Here is a 20,037-nt window from a genome sequence, read left to right on the forward strand (position 1 = left end):
GGTGGGAACCCCGACCTGGATCCCGAAAAATCGAAGTCGTTCACCTATGGCTTGACGTATTCGCTGGCCAATTTCAACGCCAAGGTCGATTATTTCTCGATCAAGACGGAAAACGCCATCAATACGAGCGCGCAGTTTGTCGTCGACCAGTTTCGGGAGAACGGTCTGTACTCGGACAAGATCGTGCTCGATGCCAACAACAATATTCTGACGATCGAGGCGATTGCGTTGAACCTCGCGTCCAGAAGAGTTGAAGGCGTGGACCTTGGCTTTGACTATGCCCTGCGCAATACTGCAGCGGGTAGTTTCACGTTCAACCTCATGGGCAGTCACTACATCAAGTACATGAACCAGGCGGACAAGAGCGCTCCCTTTGAAAACATCGTGGGCAAGTTTGTTGATTCTGCCAGCGACGGACGTGGTTCAATTCCGAAATGGAAAGGACTCCTGGATATCGGTTGGTCAAACCTTGGTATTGATGCTGGAACCACGGTCAATACAGTGTCGAAGTTGGATGCACCCGAAGGCAGCACGGAGGAGTTTCAAACACTCGAACAGTGGACCACCTATGATCTGCGCGCTGGTTATGATTTCGTGAACTACGGGAAATTCAGCGTTGGTATCAACAACGTCCTTGATGAGGAACCGCCGGTTACCGATGCTGGATTCAACGACAACATCGACGCCCGCGCCCATAATCTGATCGGTCGGTACTACTACGCTCGCTGGGGTGTTACGCTCTAAGAGCTTCCTCCCGACATACCTTCACGCTCGGGTCGAGGCCGCACTCGACCCAGCATTCCAGAGTGGATGGCTCTCAGTCCCACAATCTTCATTTACGCTTTAAATTATCCAGGTATGAATAAGTCGCCTAGGATAGCCACTCTCATTCATCTCGTAGACAACCTTCCCACTTGTAAATCGTTAGACCGATGCTACCGTAAAGCTGCTGTTCAGCTGCCATGCCGGAAGCACAACAACAAGGTGAAACGTGTGAAAGGATTCCTCATGAACACGATCAAAGCACAGAACGGTACAGAAATTTTCTATAAAGACTGGGGACAGGGACAGCCGATCGTCTTCTCGCATGGGTGGCCTCTCAGTTCTGATGCCTGGGATGGGCAGATGCTCTATTTTGGTCAAAAGGGCTTTCGGGTTATTGCCCATGATCGCCGTGGCCATGGCCGTTCCACTGCAACCTGGAATGACAACACCATGGATCAATTCGCGGATGATCTGAGTGCCTTGATCAGTGAGCTCGACCTTGATAGCGTGATTCTTGTCGGTCACTCCACGGGCGGAGGCGAGGTGACCCGTTATATCGGAAGGCATGGCACGAGCCGCGTGGCCAGGCTTGTCCTGGTAGGCGCCATACCACCTATTATGCTGAAGACGGCGAGCAATCCCGGGGGGCTGCCGCTCGAAGCCTTTGACAGTCTTCGTCACAACATCGCAGCCAACCGTGCCCAGTTTTTTCGCGATCTGAGCCTGCCCTTTTATGGATATAACCGCGAGCATGCGAAGGAATCCCAAGGTCTTCGCGACTCGTTCTGGTTGCAAGGGATGATGGGCAGTATCAAATCGCAGTATGACAGCATAAAAGAATTCTCCGAAAGCGACTTTACCGAAGATTTAAAAAAGATTGATGTACCAACTTTAATTCTTCATGGCGAAGACGACCAAATTGTTCCGATTGGAGCCTCTGCCCTGCTCTCATCCGCCATGGTTCCAAAGTCCGTTTTAAAGGTTTACCCTGGGGCAAACCATGGTCTGACCCAGACCCATCAGGACGAGTTCAATGCGGATCTGCTCGCGTTCATAAAGGGGCATTAGGACTCGAATCGGTGGCAAGGAATACCATGTGCATTGAACTCTGTATGCACAGCGTCCAGCGCCCAATATTCCCAATTGCCCGGATCCTTGAATTCTGCGAGCGTCTCTACGTGAAATCTAAAAATTCCATGGAGAAAGGCGTTCGCCTATGAAACCGATCAAGCGATGGATGATCAGCCTTGTTGTTTGCGTCTGCAGCACATTCGGAATGGCTGCGGTAAGAATGGAAAACGTCGAGTATCAAAGCAGCGCGGGAACATTTGAAGGGCTTTTGGTCTATCCGGCTGACGCCGAAACCAACCTGCCTGGTGTCCTCATGATTCACAATTGGATGGGTGTATCGGAAGAAACCAGGACTCAGGCAACGCGCATGGCCGAACTCGGTTATGTGGTGTTCGCAGCGGACATCTATGGGAAAGGCGTACGCCCCACAACGGCAGAAGAAGCCCTCAAACTCGTGGGAACTTACCGTGCCGATCGCAAGCGGTTCCGTGAGCGATTGCAGCTCGGTCTTGAAACCTTCAGAGCCCAGCCCGGCGTTGACAAAAACAAAATTGTGGCTGTCGGTTATTGCTTTGGCGGAACCGGCGTCATTGAACTGGCCCGTAGCGGTGCCGACATCCAGGGCGTGGTGAGTTTCCACGGTGGCCTCGATAGTCCGGCGCCCGAGGACGGCAGAAATATAAAAGCCAGTGTTCTGGCCTTGCATGGCGCTGACGATCCTCACGTGAAGGCCGAGGACCTGGCCGCATTTGAAGAGGAAATGCGCGTCCACAAGGTGGATTGGCAACTGGTCAAGTACGGCAACGCCGTGCATAGCTTCACCGAAAAAGGCGCCGGTGACGATAACGCGACAGGTGCGGCCTATAATGCCAAAGCCGATGCCCGCTCATTTGAGGATTTCAAGGATTTTGCGCGGGAGGTTCTCGCCGGTGGCCAGTCATCGGAGTCGCCCGCTCAAAAGCCTTGAAGGTCAATGGGAGGTTAGCGATCATGCTTCACGACGAAACACTCCAACGGTGGCTGAACCGCTACCTCAGCGTCCGCGCCTGTACCGAGTCCATCTGTGCCCCTCTTTCCGAGGAGGACTGCATGATCCAGGCCTGCGAAGATGTGAGCCCAGCGAAGTGGCATCTGGCCCATACCAGCTGGTTTTTCGAACGCTTTCTTTTACGGGATCTCGACCTGATCTCTGCCCCCTTTCACCCGCGCTTTGATTTCATTTTCAACTCTTATTATAAGGGTGTCGGCAGCATTCAGCCCAGACCGCAAAGAGGGCTTCTGGCTCGCCCACGCCTTGAAGAAGTGATGGTTTACCGTCGTCATGTTGATGAGCATATCATCAATCTGTTGAACACCTCCTCAGATACGATCCGCAGGGAGCAATGGACCCGCGCCCTCAACATCCTTGAGATTGGCATTCAGCATGAGCAGCAGCATCAGGAACTCCTCCTCACCGATATGAAATACAACGCTTATGCCCAGCCGCTGCAGATCGCTCCTTATCCGACCGCCTCCATACCGTGCCTTGAGAGCAGGGATCTGAACTGGATTGAGCTTCCCACTGGGCTGCACCATATCGGGCATCAGGCGGAAGGTTTCGCCTTTGACAATGCAAGCCCGCACCATATCGTTTACATCGGTCCGGTGGTCCTTGCCAGTCGCCCGACCACGAACGGTGAGTATATGGAGTTCATGGAAGAAGGGGGATATCAGCGTTCTGAACTTTGGCTCTCCGAAGGCTGGAATCAGATCAAAACTCATGGGCTGGAGTGTCCATTCTATTGGCAAAAAACCACGGATGGCTCCTGGCAGCAGTTCACCCTGCATGGCTGGCAAGCGCTCGATCCGTTGGAAACCCTTTGTCATCTCAGCTACTATGAAGCCGATGCTTTCGCCCGGGCCCGTGGTGCCCGCCTGCCGAGCGAGCAGGAATGGGAAGTTTGGGCTCACAGTCAAGATTGGAAACCCAGAGGTTTCGACCTGGGCAATGTTCAGCCGCGTCGTGCACAAGGTATCTTCGGCGCTGTCTGGGAATGGACGATGAGCAGCTATAGTCCCTACCCGGGATATCAACCCTGGCGAGGCACGGTCGGCGAATACAATGGCAAGTTCATGGTCAATCAGTATGTGCTGCGCGGTGGCTCCTGCGCGACACCTCCAGATCATATCCGACCGAGCTATCGCAATTTTTTTCCGCCGCACGCGCGCTGGCAATTTTCGGGACTTCGTTTAGCAAAGGATTTATTATGACACTTGGAGCGCGAGAAGCTGAGTGGCCGGAAATTTTCACGAGTGAGCGACCAGTCGACAACTTTCGCCGGGATGTGCTCCAGGGCCTGTCGTCGAATCCAAAGTATCTGTCACCCAAATATTTTTATGATCCGAGAGGCTCCCGCCTTTTCGATCTCATCAGTGCAACGGAAGAATACTATCTCACGCGGACGGAATCCAGGATACTCGTGTGCCACGCAAAGGAGATAATGGCTCAAATTCCCGCTGATCTGACGCTCATTGAGCTGGGCAGCGGAAGCAGTATCAAGACCCGTTATCTTCTCGAAGCGGGCTCGGCGATCCATGATTATTTGCCGATTGATATTTCCAGGCAGCATCTCCTGCAGGCGACGGCTGCCCTTGTCGAGCAGTTTCCAAGCATCAGCATGCATCCTTTGGCAGCCGACTATACCCAGCTCGACCGTCTTCCCGCCGTTCGGAACGGGACCACGCCTTTGCTGTTTTTCCCAGGTTCGACGCTTGGCAATCTTGATCATGAGCAGAGCCTGGCCCTTCTGAGTCGCTGGCACACGTTGCTTCAAGGCCGGGGCTATCTCCTCCTGGGTATCGACCTCCTGAAAGATAAGGCCCTCCTGGAGGCTGCATACAATGACAAGGCAGGGTATACGGCGGCCTTCAACATGAACCTTCTGCGCCGCATCAATCGGGAACTGCATGGAAACTTTGACTTCGCCTCGTTCAAGCATGAAGCCTTCTTCAATCCTGACCAGCGGCGCATAGAAATGCATCTACGCTCGGTTTGCGAGCAATCAGTCCAGGTCGCAGGTTACCGATTTCATTTCGCTGCTGGCGAGAGCATCCATACCGAGTCATCCTATAAGTTTAAATTAGAGGATTTTCGCCGCTTTGTGCAGACCGCGGCTTGGACCTTACAGATGACCTGGACGGATGCAGCACAGTATTTCGGGGTTGTCTTGCTGAAGGCTTTGCCTTATCACGAGCCGAGCTGACTCGCCCCGCGCCGAGTCAAAGCATGGCAAGGCATGGATCATGAGATCGAGGTTGTCAAAGCTGAAATAAAGGCGAACTCTCGAACGCTGTTCCCGATTGCCGGGCTCGCTTGGGCTTGGCTTCGTTCAAGTGTCGAGCGAAAAACGCCCTCATCAGCCTCGCAATCGTCTTACCTTCCGTCTCCAAAGCGAAATGGCCAGCATCGAGCAGATGGAATTCCAGAGTCTTGAGATCGCGTTTGTAAGGCTCTGCTCCGTCAGGCGGAAAGATTTGGTCATTCCTACCCCATGCGATCAGCATGGGTGGCTGGTACGTTCGGAAGTACTCCTGCCATGCGGGATACAGGGGCGGATTGCTTCCATAGCTCAGAAACAGGTCGAGCTGAATCTCGTCATTCCCTTTGCGATCGAGCAGAAACTGGTCATGAGCGGCCCCGTCGGGGCTAACCAGTTCGACATTCGGCACTCCGTGCGTATACTGCCATCGGGTTGCATCGTAGGTGAGGAGTTTGCGCAAGGCCTCGCGCCTCTCGCGATTATGAGGTTCCTGCCAGTATGCCTTCATAAGGTCCCAAAAAGGGTTGTCGATCCCTTCCTCATAGGCATTCCCGTTCTGGACAACAATAGCGGTGATGCGCTCCGGGTGTTTATGGGCGAGGCGATATCCGACCGGCGCCCCATAGTCCTGCACGTAAAGTGCATACTTGCTCAGGCCGATCGTGTCGGTGAATTCGTCGATCACGCGCGCCAGATTATCAAAAGTGTAGGCAAAGCTATCATGCGCCGGCATTGAACTGTGCCCATATCCAGGATAGTCCGGAGCAATCAAGCGATACTCGCTGGATAGCATGGGGATCAAATTGCGGAACATCTGCGAACTGGTCGGAAACCCGTGCAGGAGCAGGATCGCGGGAGCATCCTTGGGTCCTGCCTCACGATAAAATACCTCCAGCTCGCCGACCCGTACTGTCTTATGCCCTGTTAACTGACTCATAGCGGTCTCCAGTCTGAGGCTAGGGGTGGTTGCCATCAGGGATTAACACCGGGTTTTGTGTACTGCGGGATGTACCAGTTCATGATGGGCCTTAATTTTTCAGCACGTGGATCTTTCCAGTCACGAAAAAATTCCGTCATCAGGGCCAGTGTCGTTGTGGGAATAGCTCCGGACTCGATCATGCGCATAACGGCCGTTTCATGGGCCAGCTTGCCCATCCCACCCACGGCATCACTCACGATCATCACCTCATACCCGTCCGCAAGAGCCTCGACAACAGGAAATACCAGGCAAATTTCCGTGTACAGACCTAGAATGATCAATCGTTTCTTGCCGGTTGCTTTCACGGCTTTCAGAAATGCAGCATCTTCCCAAGAATTCATCGATGTGCGATCAATTTCGATGAGTCCTTCTGGGAGATCGGCCTTGATCGACTCTATCGTAGGCTTGTTGACGCCAAGCCCCACCCCGACTGTGCTGAGCACCGTAGGGATGTTCAGGGCTTTGGCTGATCGCGCTAGAGCTTTGGCATTCAACTCGATGATCGCTGGATCACTGGAGCGGATTTGGCTGAACATTTCCGGTTGATAATCAATGAGCAGGAGCGCCACGTCCGAAGCGTCCCAGACAGGCCTTGCGCCGACGGCTTGAGCCCCTGATAAACCCTTGGCCGTCGATGGTCCTGTCACCAGCACAGCTGAGAAGAGGCTGAGCATCAAATACCGAATGGACATGAACAGCTTGGTGAAGCGCTTCATAATCTCCTCCTTTGTTTTAATATCATGTTCGCACTCTTATATGTGTTGAGCTGAAATTCAAGGTTATTGAAAAACATTTCGCCAAACTATGAATTGGGGAAGAAAAAGTGCTGAATATCTATGCTTCAGCTAGCCCTTACGAGGGACTTAAGAATTCACTAAAAAAGTAGCTATTCCCTATTGTATCAACGTGATGTATTTTTTGATTGAGTGTTCATCTGAGGTGAACTTCTCTATCGCATTAACCCCATCCAATAACATCCGATAACTTGTTCTGACGATTAATTTAAAAGACTGGTCATTGCCTTTTATGCGCATCCTGCTTAAGCGTTTGATAAACTACGCGAGATTTCTCGTCTTTTGCCTGTTTGCCTTGGTAGGGGCAACGCGTCTGGACGCCGAATCCAATCACACCCACACGCGCATGGGAATACCACAAGATATCAGCGATTTACTTCAAACCAGGGCCGCTGGCTTGAGTGGAGAAGCCAATGGAATGCTGATCGAAAGTTCACTCTTCTGGACATTTACAGATGATAAGGCCGATCTAACAGCGGTCCTGTCGCGGCTTAAATCGACGTCCATATACTCCGCCTCTCAAAACCAAAGCTACCAGCGCCTGGCATCTGATAATGAAAAGTTATGGTTATTGTTTGCTATCGATCATCAGGACCAAGGCGAGAAGGATATCGTACTGGAGTTCCGATATCCGGCCAATCGAACGGCGCTTTATCAGTTCCATGACGGATACCTCGTCAAGAGCGAGAGAAAGGGGGTTTATGATCAATACTCGAACCCTGACGATCCTTATCGTTATCTGGCCTACCGGATTCATTTAAAAGATGGGAAGAACTTTTTCCTGATGGAGGTATCGACCTTCCTCTATGCCAGCCCCATCTTCATCTGGAATCCAATCAAGTTCGATCAGTTCCGCTTGCAGGACTATATTTTTGTGAGTGCAATTTTTGCGAGCTTTTTCATTATCATCATCTATAACTTCCTCGGCTTTCTCATCTCCAAGAATTTCATCAATGCGATCTATGTCGGTTATCTTTCGAGTATTACTCTTTATCTCTTTTATATCCAAGGCGTGGGTCTGCAGCTCCTCGGGCAACCCTTTCGAACTTACATGGCTCAAAGCTGCCTGCTTATGACATCCATGATGTTTGTCGGTCAAACCCTCTTTGCCATCTATTTTCTGAATCTCAATCGCATGTCACGTAAACTCGTGAGAGTTTTGAATGTATTGAATGGGTTCTGCCTGCTCCTGGGTATAACGAGCTTTTGGGCTTTCAAATTGAGCAATGTTCTCATCCCCGTTCTGTTCACAATTGAAACACCTATCATCCTCTGGGCCGCCGTCCTGGCTTTCAAAAGTGGATTCAAGTCTGCGCAGTATTACCTTCTGTCCTGGTCATTCATGGCAGTAGCTGTGCTTGTGTATTGCGGTAGCGCCTTAAGCATTCTGCCTGTGGACCCTGCGACGGCAAGCATAGGTCTGCTCGTCGGCACGCTGATCGAAATGATCCTTTTATCATTGGCCATCAATGACAAGGTCAACCGCAGTCTTAAAAATCAGAACTTCTTGATCAAGCAGGAGCAGGAGAAGAATGCTCACGCCTTCAGTCAGATGAGCAAGATCGTCTATCCCCACCAGATCGAATCGATCAAGATGGGGCAAAGCTTGGAACAGACCATGCCTACCGGTCCTGGCGAGGCCTGTGTCATCAATTTCGATATCATCGGAAGTTCGAAGATTCAGCATGTGAGAGCGAAGGATTTTCTGAGGAACGTCTTTCGCAGATGCAACGAGGTCATGCTTGAGGGTTACGACGGCAAAGAACTGAAGGCCAATGCCTTTCGCATTAAGGAAATGGGTGATGGATTTCTATGTTCGGTCGGTTATCCTTTCCGATCGCACAGCGAGAATATCGCGAATGATGCTTTGGCATTGGCATTCCGGTTTCAGGAAGTGCTGGTGGAGGAGGCGGGAATCCTGCAATCCGATAACCACATTTGCTGCGGCATTGGCATTGCCCTGGATACCATTGCCGGTTTTTATCCCGAGACAGGAACTAAAGAATATGACCTTTATGGAAAGGCCATCATCCTCGCGACCCGTTACGAAGGCATGCGGAAGCTGATACAGCAGGATCACGTCCACGCGAGCATTATCATCGTTCAGGAGCGTGTGTATCAAAGCTTTGACCGTGAGTATCGCAGGCAATTTATCGAAATTGATCTGCAAAAAGCCGGCATTGTCGTACGAGACGACTCAGCTGCCACGAGGTTGTATTACAAGATCCTTGATCATGACAGTTCCGCGAATAATCCCAGCCCCTATGAACTGAAGTCCGCCTAGAAACCTCTAGTCTTGTCCGTCACATCTGGTTCGATCAACCTGAAACCCGCCACATAGGCCGGTTTCCGAGGTGTTGGCTATTTGCCTGACCTTGCGCTGCGAACGTCTTTATTCTTCTTTTCTTTACCCCTTCTGCAATATTCTGCCGCGCTTTCCGTCTCTGACAGCGGACAGGACATCGGAATGCACCGTTAGCAGATGGAATCCCAACCATTTAAATTTCAATGGTTAAGCTCTTCATAACTTGGAAAAGGAAGAAACAATGAAAATCACAGGAAAATTTGTAGCCCTCACTTTGGTTGCCGCCTTTGGACTGACAGCGTGTGGTGACGGCAAGAGCCGGAAGAAGGATGCTGCGGTTGAAGCTCCGCAAACGACTGATGTCGCTCCAGCCGAGAAGACCCCTGAGACTGTGACTGCAGTTGAAAGCAGCCAGCCCACTGAAGTTGTTGTCGTCGCTAAAGAAGAAGTGAAGCCAGAAGTTCCAGCTGTGCCTGAAGGTGGAAGCACAGATCAAAAAGATCCTGAAACCGACAAAGATCCTGAAACCGACAAAGATCCTGAAACCGACCAGGGCACTGGAAAAGGTAAAGGCGGCGATGCCGTCCTCTGTACAGCTGATGTCATCACATTCTGCGTGAAGGCTGCAAAAGGTAGCTACGAGGAAGTCAGCTTCGGTCGTAGCGCACCAGAATGCAAATTCCCGGAAGCTCCTGCTGCCGCGGTTGACATTGAACTCTGCCGTCCAGAGTTTGGCGGATCCAAAACCAAATAAGCTCGCCCTTTCCTTGATAACTCGCTCATATTTTCATCGCCTTTTCAGGCAGCAATAAACCCCTGGGGGAATCTCCCAGGGGTTTATTCTATTCAACAATGTCTGGGGACTTTCCGCAGGCATGACTAGAAATCTGTAGGATGCGTGATAATTCTTTGCTTTGACTTCAATTCGCAGTATCAAAAAACATTTGCCTTGCGACCATGGAGTCAAAACCGGATGAAACCTCATACGAAAGCCGATCGTCCGCAGGACGATGCAGAATTTCTAGCCACACTGGGTTATAAACAGGAACTTGATCGCCGCATGGGCGGCTTTTCAAACTTCGCGATTTCGTTCTCCATCATCTGTATCCTCGCAGGTGGAATCACCTCTTTCCATCTTGGATTTAATGCTCTGGGTGGAGGGGCGATTGGCATCGGCTGGCCCCTTGCCTGCCTATTTTCCTTGATCGTTGCCGCGACCATGGGGCAGCTGGCTTCAGCGTATCCAACGGCAGGCGGGCTCTACCATTGGGCATCGATTTTAGGCGGGCGCGGATGGGGCTGGGTTACGGCCTGGTTAAATCTAGCTGGCCTCATTACAGTGCTTGCCGCCATTAATGTTGGCACTTTTCTTTTTATCATGGGTGCATTGGGCCCGAAGCTGGGGATTTCCTGGGAAGCTCTCACCCCTCAGGAGCAGTTCGGGTATCAGGCGGTCGCTGTTATCGTGATGAGTGCCAGTCAAGGCTACTTCAATCACCGCGGCATCCGTCTTACGACACGTCTGACGGATTTCAGCGGCTACCTGATTCTTGTGGTTGCTCTGGCTTTGACGATCAGCTTACTGGTTTTTACGAGGGTTTTCGATTTTTCTCGGCTTTATACCTTCGTAAACTACAGTGGCGAAGCCGGAGGCGATGTCTGGCCCGCAAGCGGAAACTTTCTCTACCTGTTTGCCCTGGGCCTTCTGCTGCCAGCCTACACAATCACTGGATTTGACGCGTCAGCCCATACTTCCGAAGAGACCATCTCCGCGCGCATCAACGTACCGAAAGGCATCCTGCGATCAGTCCTGGTCTCGGGCTTCGCGGGCTGGATTATGCTCGCGGCGGTAGTCCTTGCTATGCCCAATCCTGACCTTGCCGCGCGTCAAGGAGCAGGTGTCTTTTTCTCGGTCATGGATGGGGTCCTACCGGGATGGCTCTCCTTGACACTTTTTATAGGCATTGCGCTGGCTCAGTACCTCTGCGGTCTGGCGACCGTAACGTCCGCTTCCCGTATGCTTTATGCCTTTGCCCGGGATGGAGGTGTTCCCTTTAGCACGCAATTGAGAAAGGTGAGTCCCCGCTACCTGACTCCGGCGCATAGTGTTTGGGTGTGTGTCGCCTTATCAGCTCTCTTCACCCTCTATACTCCAGTTTATTCGACGATTACCGTGGTCTGTGTGATCTTCCTCTATCTATCCTATGTGCTGCCAACCGCACTTGGTCTCTGGTATCACGGGCGAACATGGAGTGATTTTGGACCATGGGACCTGGGGCGCTGGTATAAACCCCTGGCTTTTATCTCCGTGTTGGGTTCGCTTATTCTTATATGGATTGGCGTGCAGCCGCCCAACTATAAGGCTGTCTCCATCCTTCTCAGTGTAGCCGCAATCATGACATTGTATTGGATGGCGATTGAACATCGACGCTTTCAGGGGCCCAGGCTTCTGACCAAGGCTGCATTCTCAGAAGGTCTGGAGAAACCCGTTGTGCGTGGCGTGACCTGAGGTGCGGGCGGGCTCATGATCCCGCCTACGAGACCTTCCGTCTCAGTCAACGGTCAGGAACTCATGTTTCATAAGAATGGGATCTGAAACCGAGCGGTCCAGGATGGTGTCGAGCAAAGTCTGCTCGGCCGGAGTCAAGGAACCGACTGCTTCATAAACATAGAGGCGACGGGCCAGCGGATAATTAAAGCTGCGAATATTCTCAGCGCTTGGAGTGAAGGCTTTGGAACTGGCATCCTTGGCCAAAGGCAGATCGCGGTTACCGTCCTGGAGTGCCGAGAGTCCTGCGTAACCAACAGCGGAAGGTTCGGCAGCTGTGGTTGTGGCAATATCGGTGGTATGCGTTAAAACTTTTGCACAGGTGCCGAAGTTTGTAAGGCCCACCAAAGATTTGAATGTATCTGTGGTGCCTGATGCATCGTCACGACGATAAACAGTAATGGCTCGATCAGGTCCGCCGACTTCCGACCAGTTTTTGATTTCGCAACTGTAGATTTTTTTCAACTGATCCAAGGTCAGTGAAGGTGTGCTGTTACTTTCATTGATGAACACACCGACGCCGTCTAGACCAATGACATGCTCAGCCACCTGGATGCCTGCAGCAGCCGCTTTTGCCAATTGCTCAGGTTTAAAACTACGGGACATGGGAGCAAGATGCTGGGTCTTGTCCAGGATCGCAGTTTCACCCAGGCTGGAGCCGCCGCCCTGATACACGACGCTTTTTTCCAAGTTGCTCGTGGCGATGACATCATTCATGTAGGGCGCCAGGGTATCTGAGCCTCGGAGGGACAGGGGTGCCTGGGCTGCTGCATTGTGTGAGAAAAGAGGAGATCCGATCAAGAGTGAGCTGATAATCAGTTGGCGCATCATAGTTTTCTCCTTTGTATTTTGGGAGCTCGTACGGAGCAGCTTTGGTATAAAGCGGTTGGATGAGCCGGGACAAATCAATTGCTTGTGAAGCGTTCGTAAAGATTTCAATGAAGAGCAGAGCCAGAGTCCTGTCAGGACTCAAGCCCTCGTCATCCAAGCCTCCGATCAAGGATAAGCTTTCAACCCATCATCCACCGTACGGAAATCCCAGGTGATCGGCAGATCCTTTTCCATCGCCGCTTTGTCAAAAAGCATCGTAAATTGCTGGCGGAACGCCTCATAAACATGGGGAATCCGGACCCAATAGTAGTTTTCGAAGTTCTTATCAAAACCGGCTTTGGTCAGGTTACCGGCTCCGGTGAAAACCGAACCCTCCATACCGTTTTCAGGTGATGCATACTGAAAAATGATGAACTTATTGTGGAAGAGGAGTTTGCTCAAGTGGTTGCTTTCAATAAAGCGCAGATCAGCACCAGCTTTTTGCAGAGCATGAGGGCTGTACTCCGCATGGAAAGCACCCCAGTTAAAAAGCGAACACTGCACATCCCTGGCCTGAGCTTCCGTCAAGCCCCAAAGGCAATAGGATGTGAGGCTATCCGATTCCCCAAAAACTTTGCCGTCAACCTTCCAGGTGAGTCCCTGGCCCACAGGATCGCGGTAGGAGGACCAGAAAAGCTCGGAGTCGATCAGCATTTTAACCTTAAAATCAGGATTATTTTGTAGCTTGCGTATTAAAGCGCGGATTAAGTCCGGCTCTGTCATATGATGCGCGGCAATCCAAACTTCGGACGCATGTTCCACTTCGCCGACAATTTTATCGAGTTCCTTGCGATCATCATAGCGGCCGCCCGTTTTAGGAATAAAGTAGTCCTGCATGTAAGGGTCCTGGGCTCGCGCGACATCAACGCCATGGTCCGTACGACATTGATCGAGCTGTTCGTAGAGGAGACCCATATTGCCAATGGTCTCGGCGTTGATGGCATCACGCAGACAGATATGATCCTGGCTGAACCAATGCTGCCGGCTCTGCGTTACGAAATTCCAATTCTCATGATGACCCCAGGTGCCGGACGAGATGTTGCCGCTTTGAAAGCTGATCCGGACTTGATCCGTATCCTTGGACACAATGACAATGGATTTGAAATGCGCCAGCCGCCCCTTGTTTTGAAATTGCAGAAGCTCGATCCCCGGGCATTGACGAATCGTCTCAAAGGCATCACTGCCAAATTCAGGTTCATGCATAAAGACCTTGACCCGAACGCCACGCCTGGCGGCATCACAGGTCCAATTGGCGACCGACGCCATACTGAAACTGAAGCTGGCTATAAACAGTTCATCGCCACGGGTGGTGGATTGGATCCAGTCCTGAATTCGATGGATGGGACTATCCGTCTTGCGGTAAGGATTATCGGCTGCCCGCAGGGTGGAGGCCTCAAAATCGTTCTGATCACAGTAAATATTTGCAGGAATGGTTCGCCGACGTCCGCCACCCAGGGTCGGGATGCCATCCGACTCGACCGGAACTGCGGGGACATCATCACGATCGGGAGAGATTTTCACCGGTCCTTCCGCTGTCATATAGGTCTGAGGCGGTGGATTACGCGGTCGATAGGCAACGATTTTCTGCTGCGGACAGACTGGATTCGTAAAGAGAACTTCATACGAAGCCGGCGTCCATGCGCCGGCACGCAGTGTGGTATCAAGAACGAAAAGCAGATTCGTGGATAGACTCATGTCAGGACCTCCAAAGCCCACGGACCCTCGCCGCCGGCTATTTTTTGTGTATATTCTGCACATAATTCGAGCCTGTAAATCCATAATAACAATGATAAAAATAGGTCATGGTAAGGAAATTCCAACACAAACCGATAAATATTTTGTACATGGCATCGACGAATATAGAGAAAGGGAAACCAATGATGAACTTTTCAGCCCACTGCGTGCGTCTTCTTGCGATCCTCGCTGTTTCCACCCTGATGACCAACTGCGGTGTGGAAGATCTTTCCTTACGTGGGCTTCGTTCGAACAAGAAAGACGGTGAATCGGTCTCCCTGAAATCACCTACCTCAACCACAACATCCCAGCCAGCGGCGAAAGCCACAGCTGCTTTCAGTGATATTGCTATCATGGACCAGGGTGATATTGCCTTCACAACCATCATGAAGCAAACGCTGAAGACTTCAAATCGTTCCCTGTTCATCGATATGTCTATGGAATGCGGACTTCTAACCCAAACCACGGTCAAGAGCAAGGGCGGCACCAGGGATACCTCCACGGCCTCAGCGGCTGTGATGGTTCGCGTTCTTGTCGACGGCAAGGTCGCAGCGCCTGGTGAAGTCACATACTGTCAAAGGACTCAGGAGCTGAGCGCCACCTTCGGCGGTATCCTGCAAAGCTGTACCGACGCCAATGCTGATGGCATCATCCTGAGCAGCGAATGCGATTTCCTAGATGAGGAACTGTCGCTGCTGCTGAGCACCATGAATGCCAACTCGTTTAATTTCCTCACCGACAACCTGGCTTCCGGCGTCCACACCGTTGAAGTGCAGGCGAAAATCTTCAGCTCAACCACAGCTCAAACGGGCAGTTCTCAGGCCCGAGGATTTATTGGTAAAGGTACTGTGTTGACCACATCTGAGCGTCTGGCCCAGTAAGGTCGTATTCCCCAAGACTTTCCCATGGAGCGCCTGGGTCGGGTAACCGGTCTGAGCGCTTTTTGCATTGGCGCGAAGGGAAGGAGGAGCTGACTTTATTGTGTGACGCCTCGAAAAAGAGACAGGCGGAGGTCCAAAAGGCTTCGGATCCTGGAGATGCCGGAGTGAAACAAGTTTCGTTTGACGAGATATTTCACGGAGGGTGCGTGGCCGACGCAGGTTGGGATCGCGGATATCCGCGCCGGGAAGCGCGGACATCAATTTTTTCCAGTCATTTTAAGCATGCATATCAGCAGAAGCATTCTTTTTACGCGACGCTGCTGGTGCACGTTCCTGCATATTCTGCTGGAGTTGCTCCGTGATTTGCTCAAACGCGGTCTGCAATTCGACGCCGAGAGCGGCGAGCTTTTTCTTGCCGAGTTTTTTCTGAACTTTAGGAAAGTACTCGCCTTCCTCTTCTTCGACATGGTGCTCGATCATTTCTTTCAGAACGGTGACGCGAGCCATAAAGAGCTCATCATCGGCCTCTGTTTGCTGCAGCTTTTCAATCAAATGGCGCACAACGCTGTGCTCTTCGTAGGCTTCCAAAGTCATATCTTCGTCCACTTCCCGACCGTTGGGATAGAAGATTTTTTCTTCGATTTGGGCATGAGCCTCGATGGCGACAGCCAGTTTTTGCACCAGCTGGAGTCGGGTTTTGGTTGCACGCGATGTGGTGTTTTCCAATTCGTCAAACAGATCTTCGACTTCGCGATGCTGATCCTGAAGCAGTTCAATCGCGTCAACACTGGTTTCTTCGGTTTCCTGGTTTTTCTTGGAGCGTGGCATAGATCGTCCTCCTCGTTTTGCAGATGTGCCGCTCCAATCTAGCAATCGCCATGCCACAGGCAGAACAGGGGCCGGCATGCCCAAGGCGAAAGAATGCGTGATGACCCTGGCCAGGTAAAAAGTTTGGAGGTTCGTAAGCTTATCGAGTTTGACGGATCTCGAAGACCTTCGCACCCAGGACTTGGACCGTAGTATTTTGCCTATCCGCATGCAGCCCAGTCCCGCCACTCCGCGAAACAGACCAAAAGTCTTTCTGCGTCATTTTTTCGGGAGCATCGGGGATCCGATGACCCCTAAAATTATTCCCATGGAACTCCAACCTTCCCATGGGACCATACCACCTGGAATCGATGAAATGTCGTCAGCCGGAATGGAAAGGCTTTGCATTTTGGCCAGGAAACGCGCCGCCTGAAACAGTTCGACGAATGCGACCACACACCACCCAACCCGGAAGTCGAACAAGCCGCGATCAGGACGTGAGGCTCGCGCTTGCTGTCCTCTGCATGCCTTTCCCTGATTGACTCTCACTCCTCTTGAGCGTCGCCATGAAGCGGCCTTGTTGGGCAGAACAAGGGGACATTCCTGTGGATGCTTACGCTGCATAAATTGTCGTGTTGCGAATTAGCTTCAAAAAAAATCCATGAATGTGATTGCACTCTCCACGTACTCATTTTATTCCTCCGTGATGATTTTGGTCGTAAAATGCACACAGAAGGGTCCACCATGGAAAGTTTTTTGAATGTTGTGAGCTTTCCCTCGTTGATTGCACGTCTTTCCGACAAGAGTTTCCTCGAATCCGAGGAAGATTCCTGTCAGTTCATTTATGAGAATGAATATGTAGCAGTTGGCAATCTGGTTCGTAATCAGCAGCTACGTTCCTCCAAAGCTCTTAACCTGTCTGTTGAAGAGCGGGAATTTGAGCTTTTAGTTGTGTCCTCGGCGATGCACGCGAATATCAGCGGTTCCATCAATTTGGCCTGTGGCTTCCCCGATCTGACCTTTGAACAGAACATGAAACTGGCTGCCACCTACAATGGCCGTCAATTGTCCTGGGAAGAACCGACCGGTCGCAAGAGCATTTCCATCAAACGTGTGGTCTCCTTCCGTGAATCGATTGGCCATGCCGTGGGACTGAAGCATGAACTGTCGATTCCAGGCAAACTTCTGACGATTTCGATCGGCTATGGCACGGTGGAATCGGTTCTGTTGCGGGAAGATGGACAGCCCATCAAGAACTCCATTCACTCGATGAAGTCGGGTATCCGCCACGCCGTTAAGGAATTCAGACGGCGCCTGCTGAACGATTATGCCATCCGTGAGCCCGATTCGGCGGCTGGCAATGATCAGATTTACGATGAATGGTTGTACCGGTCCTACAATGAAGCCAAAGTGCCGAACCTGAATAGCAATAAAGGCATCATTCCCAGCTCGGAATTGAAGGATATTGCCGATCAGGTGCTGGAACAGTATGCAAATGAAACCTTGAAGCCTCACCTTCGTTCCTTGCTGGACTCCCTGGAAACGGATGACCTGAGGATTGCCGTGACCGGGGGTGGATCGACGTATTCGCCGATTCAGGATATTGCCAAAAAATTCGCGGATCATCATAACGTATCTTTTATCTACGTGCCTCGTGAGCTGGCCATGAAATCGGCGGCTCTCGGTTACCGGAAGATCATTGAAATGGCAGCCGATCCCGGAACGTATTTGATCGCTGATTTTGGCAACTCCAATACGGTGTGCACGTCCTTGGCGAAAGGAAACATGCATTGAGCAAGGGGCAAAAGACCAAAACGATTAGTATTTCCTTGGCAACTGACAATCCATTGGAATCCAGAATCGCCCAGGCCATCGAAGATCGACGACACATTCAGATTGCAGACGTGCTGTACGTGGCGGGGCCTGATTTGCTCAAAGCTCTGGCCATTAAAGGCCTGGTCATGATCGAGCGGGAATTTCCGCATCAGTTCGAAACACACAAGACGGAGGCTTTGGAAAAACCGACGCCGATTAAGAAAAAACAGCCTGTTCACGAGCGAACAGACAAAAGTGCCCTGGACATGTGGGGCGGAGCTACCACTTAAGCTGCATCCTTTGAGCTGGGGGACCCTTCCCCAGCCCTTATCCTTTAAGGAGAGTGCTCATGCGGGTCCACAACAATACGCACAGCATCCTGTTTGGCTATCTGCTCTGGATTTTCGGATTTACCGGCGCCCACCGTTTTTATTATGGCAAACAGATTTCGGGTGCGATCTGGTTCTTCACGCTCGGACTCCTTGGCATTGGCTGGCTTATTGATGTCTTTTTGATTCCGTCCATGGACCGCCAGGCGGACCGCAAGTATCAGGATGGGCCCCTGGATTACAATATCCTCTGGCTGCTGCTGACGTTTTTGGGCGTTTTTGGGGTCCATCGCTTCGTCATGGGCAAGTGGCTTTCCGGGCTCCTTTATTTGATCTCCGGCGGCCTGTTCCTGGTCGGTGTGCTCTACGACTTCTTCACCCTGAATGGCCAGGTCGACGAAATCAACCGGCAGCGCTACCTTCCGACCCGGCATCCCCAACACCCCTGAAATCCTGTATGATGAACCGTGGATGTATTATCGGGACAAGGGTGAGGTCAACGGTGTCGAAATTAAAAGAGGGTTGGGTTTCCCAACTCGAGACGTTAATCAGGGGCCGGGAAAATCGAGACGAGTGGGTTGATGACTCCGTTTCGGCTGGCACCAGCGTGGATACGGTCCATATCCAAACGCTCCAGGGTCTGGTGACCTTCAAGGTGCGTGCGGATACGTCCTGCAAGGCCGTGACAGCCCTGCTGCAGGCGGCCAGTCAACCTGGTTGTAAGCTGGAAGTTGTACGCGGACCGCGGGGCGGATTGCGCCTGGGCGTGAACGGCAAGTTTGATCCGCAGCTGAATCTGATGGTTAAAAAATAACGGGGACTGTTGCGGCATAGTTCAGGCTTTGTCTCGCCCTGGCTTTCCTGGCTTGGGCGGCAAAGGTCGCCGCTTCAGAATCTCGACCCGGGCGATCCGATCCATCTGAATTTGAACCTATACCTTACTCCGATATGTGAGCTTTTGCCTTTCGCGAACATGCTCTCGATCATCTATTGCCGCTATTTCATCAAGTTCCTGATCTCAACCTCTCTAACATCCCAAAATGACTTCATTCGATAATCCAATATCCATGGAGGGCTTTCGTATCAAGCCTGCCTGGAGCCAACTCACGGCGTCTCTATCTCCGTCTGTTTTAAGCCATGAAAAGGTCTATGCGTCGACTGCCTGCGCAAGATCTGTTTCCATTTTGAAAACAGAAATTCAAATATTTAACAGCCAGGTCCTCTGAGTCCCACGACCTGCCGTCATCCACCGTTCATGCCGTGCGGCTATAACTCATGGCATACGGATGGCTCCTACAGCATGGATGGCGCTGTGATGCGGGCCTGCGCTCGCGTTGCGAACGGGGACGTTGCATGCACCGATTGGTATCGTGACATCCTCTCGGGAATAAATTCCCGAGCATCCTGTAGTTAGGATGCGATGAGTCCTGGAAGATCCTTCCAGGACTCTTGAAATTTGCAGGAGAATGGCCCGAGGGCCAACCGTCTGCTACGACCCGAGTATAACCCGGGAAGGCGGAGCCACACCGCTGATTCGTATCTTTTCAGTAAATTAAGACAGGATTGTTGGTCCCTCGGAAATTCAAACCCGCATTCAGGGCATGAAAATTTCCTTATCTCTGGTTTCAGTCCGTCCTTCAGCTTGCGATCACACTGGGAGCAGGTTCTGGTCGTTCCTCTTTCATCGACTTTTTGGAGTCTCTGGCCAAGGCGCTGAGCCTTGTAGTGCAGTATGTCGATGAGCTTTTGTAGAGGATTATTATTTTGAACAGCTCGATTGATTTTGCGATTCACAAAGGCGCTGCCGGTATCGGCAAGTGTCTCCCGTTTGTCCCAGTCT

19 protein-coding genes are annotated in these 20,037 nt (G+C 51.6%); 13 read left to right on the forward strand and 6 right to left on the reverse strand.

Going from position 1 to position 20,037, the window contains the following annotated elements:
• The 5 genes from VE954_RS37310 to egtD form a co-directional block, all read left to right on the forward strand.
• Positions 1-744, forward strand: a 744-nt coding sequence (locus VE954_RS37310) for a TonB-dependent receptor domain-containing protein (RefSeq protein WP_324962746.1), incomplete at its 5' end; no start/stop codon positions are given.
• A gap of 264 nt (positions 745-1,008) precedes the next feature.
• Entirely contained in the window at positions 1,009-1,833 is an 825-nt protein-coding gene (locus VE954_RS37315) for an alpha/beta hydrolase (RefSeq protein WP_324962748.1), read from the forward strand.
• A 148-nt stretch (positions 1,834-1,981) separates the two neighbouring features.
• Entirely contained in the window at positions 1,982-2,803 is an 822-nt protein-coding gene (locus VE954_RS37320; RefSeq protein ID WP_324962750.1) for a dienelactone hydrolase family protein, read from the forward strand.
• Between the two features lie 23 nt (positions 2,804-2,826).
• Entirely contained in the window at positions 2,827-4,086 is a 1,260-nt protein-coding gene (egtB, locus tag VE954_RS37325; protein ID WP_324962752.1) for an ergothioneine biosynthesis protein EgtB, read from the forward strand.
• Positions 4,083-5,078, forward strand: coding sequence for an L-histidine N(alpha)-methyltransferase (egtD, locus tag VE954_RS37330; protein WP_324962753.1), 996 nt, complete (start codon positions 4,083-4,085; stop codon positions 5,076-5,078). The genes egtB and egtD overlap by 4 nt, the downstream gene beginning before the upstream one ends.
• Positions 5,079-5,133: 55 nt before the next feature.
• Here egtD and VE954_RS37335 read toward each other — a convergent pair whose 3' ends face one another.
• Together VE954_RS37335 and VE954_RS37340 are read right to left on the reverse strand one after the other, a co-directional pair.
• On the reverse strand, positions 5,134-6,108 hold the full coding sequence (locus tag VE954_RS37335) for an alpha/beta hydrolase (RefSeq protein ID WP_349263861.1): 975 nt from the start codon (positions 6,106-6,108) through the stop codon (positions 5,134-5,136).
• Positions 6,108-6,830, reverse strand: a complete 723-nt coding sequence (locus VE954_RS37340) for an isochorismatase family protein (RefSeq protein WP_324962757.1) — start codon at positions 6,828-6,830, stop codon at positions 6,108-6,110. Before VE954_RS37340 ends, VE954_RS37335 begins: the two co-directional genes overlap by 1 nt.
• A 310-nt stretch (positions 6,831-7,140) precedes the next feature.
• On the opposite strand from VE954_RS37340, the gene VE954_RS37345 reads away from it, so the two are divergent.
• The 3 genes from VE954_RS37345 to VE954_RS37355 all read left to right on the forward strand — a co-directional run bounded on the left by VE954_RS37345 (position 7,141) and on the right by VE954_RS37355 (position 11,722).
• On the forward strand, positions 7,141-9,192 hold the full coding sequence (locus VE954_RS37345; RefSeq protein ID WP_324962759.1) for a 7TM diverse intracellular signaling domain-containing protein: 2,052 nt from the start codon (positions 7,141-7,143) through the stop codon (positions 9,190-9,192).
• Between the two features lie 262 nt (positions 9,193-9,454).
• Complete coding sequence (locus VE954_RS37350) at positions 9,455-9,967, forward strand: hypothetical protein (RefSeq protein ID WP_324962761.1); 513 nt, start codon at positions 9,455-9,457, stop codon at positions 9,965-9,967.
• Positions 9,968-10,186: 219 nt separating this feature from the next.
• Positions 10,187-11,722: an amino acid permease gene (locus tag VE954_RS37355; protein WP_324962763.1), complete on the forward strand. Its 1,536-nt coding sequence runs from the start codon at positions 10,187-10,189 to the stop codon at positions 11,720-11,722.
• 42 nt (positions 11,723-11,764) lie between these two features.
• Here the strand turns inward: VE954_RS37355 and VE954_RS37360 are convergent, their stop codons facing one another.
• Together VE954_RS37360 and VE954_RS37365 are read right to left on the reverse strand one after the other, a co-directional pair.
• Positions 11,765-12,592, reverse strand: a complete 828-nt coding sequence (locus tag VE954_RS37360) for a PstS family phosphate ABC transporter substrate-binding protein (RefSeq protein WP_324962765.1) — start codon at positions 12,590-12,592, stop codon at positions 11,765-11,767.
• A 165-nt stretch (positions 12,593-12,757) separates the two neighbouring features.
• Complete coding sequence (locus VE954_RS37365) at positions 12,758-14,326, reverse strand: phospholipase D-like domain-containing protein (RefSeq protein WP_324962766.1); 1,569 nt, start codon at positions 14,324-14,326, stop codon at positions 12,758-12,760.
• A 182-nt stretch (positions 14,327-14,508) separates the two neighbouring features.
• On the opposite strand from VE954_RS37365, the gene VE954_RS37370 reads away from it, so the two are divergent.
• Positions 14,509-15,246, forward strand: coding sequence for a hypothetical protein (locus tag VE954_RS37370; protein ID WP_324962768.1), 738 nt, complete (start codon positions 14,509-14,511; stop codon positions 15,244-15,246).
• A 276-nt stretch (positions 15,247-15,522) separates the two neighbouring features.
• Here the strand turns inward: VE954_RS37370 and VE954_RS37375 are convergent, their stop codons facing one another.
• Positions 15,523-16,074: a hemerythrin domain-containing protein gene (locus VE954_RS37375; RefSeq protein ID WP_324962770.1), complete on the reverse strand. Its 552-nt coding sequence runs from the start codon at positions 16,072-16,074 to the stop codon at positions 15,523-15,525.
• Between the two features lie 723 nt (positions 16,075-16,797).
• Here VE954_RS37375 and VE954_RS37380 point away from each other — a divergent pair.
• From VE954_RS37380 to VE954_RS37395, 4 genes are read left to right on the forward strand one after another with little or no spacing between them, the layout of a single operon-like run.
• Positions 16,798-17,847 carry a hypothetical protein gene (locus VE954_RS37380; protein ID WP_324962772.1) on the forward strand — a complete coding sequence of 350 codons (1,050 nt, stop codon included), beginning with the start codon at positions 16,798-16,800 and terminating at the stop codon, positions 17,845-17,847.
• On the forward strand, positions 17,844-18,158 hold the full coding sequence (locus VE954_RS37385; RefSeq protein ID WP_324962774.1) for a hypothetical protein: 315 nt from the start codon (positions 17,844-17,846) through the stop codon (positions 18,156-18,158). The genes VE954_RS37380 and VE954_RS37385 overlap by 4 nt, the downstream gene beginning before the upstream one ends.
• Before the next feature lie 59 nt (positions 18,159-18,217).
• Positions 18,218-18,646, forward strand: coding sequence for a TM2 domain-containing protein (locus VE954_RS37390; RefSeq protein ID WP_324962776.1), 429 nt, complete (start codon positions 18,218-18,220; stop codon positions 18,644-18,646).
• 53 nt (positions 18,647-18,699) lie between these two features.
• Positions 18,700-19,011 carry a hypothetical protein gene (locus tag VE954_RS37395; protein WP_324962778.1) on the forward strand — a complete coding sequence of 104 codons (312 nt, stop codon included), beginning with the start codon at positions 18,700-18,702 and terminating at the stop codon, positions 19,009-19,011.
• A 596-nt stretch (positions 19,012-19,607) separates the two neighbouring features.
• Here the strand turns inward: VE954_RS37395 and VE954_RS44580 are convergent.
• Positions 19,608-19,991: a zinc ribbon domain-containing protein gene (locus VE954_RS44580; protein ID WP_414699064.1), complete on the reverse strand. Its 384-nt coding sequence runs from the start codon at positions 19,989-19,991 to the stop codon at positions 19,608-19,610.
• Positions 19,992-20,037 lie beyond the last annotated feature (46 nt).

This window comes from Oligoflexus sp., from assembly GCF_035638955.1.
GTDB lineage: Bacteria > Bdellovibrionota_B > Oligoflexia > Oligoflexales > Oligoflexaceae > Oligoflexus.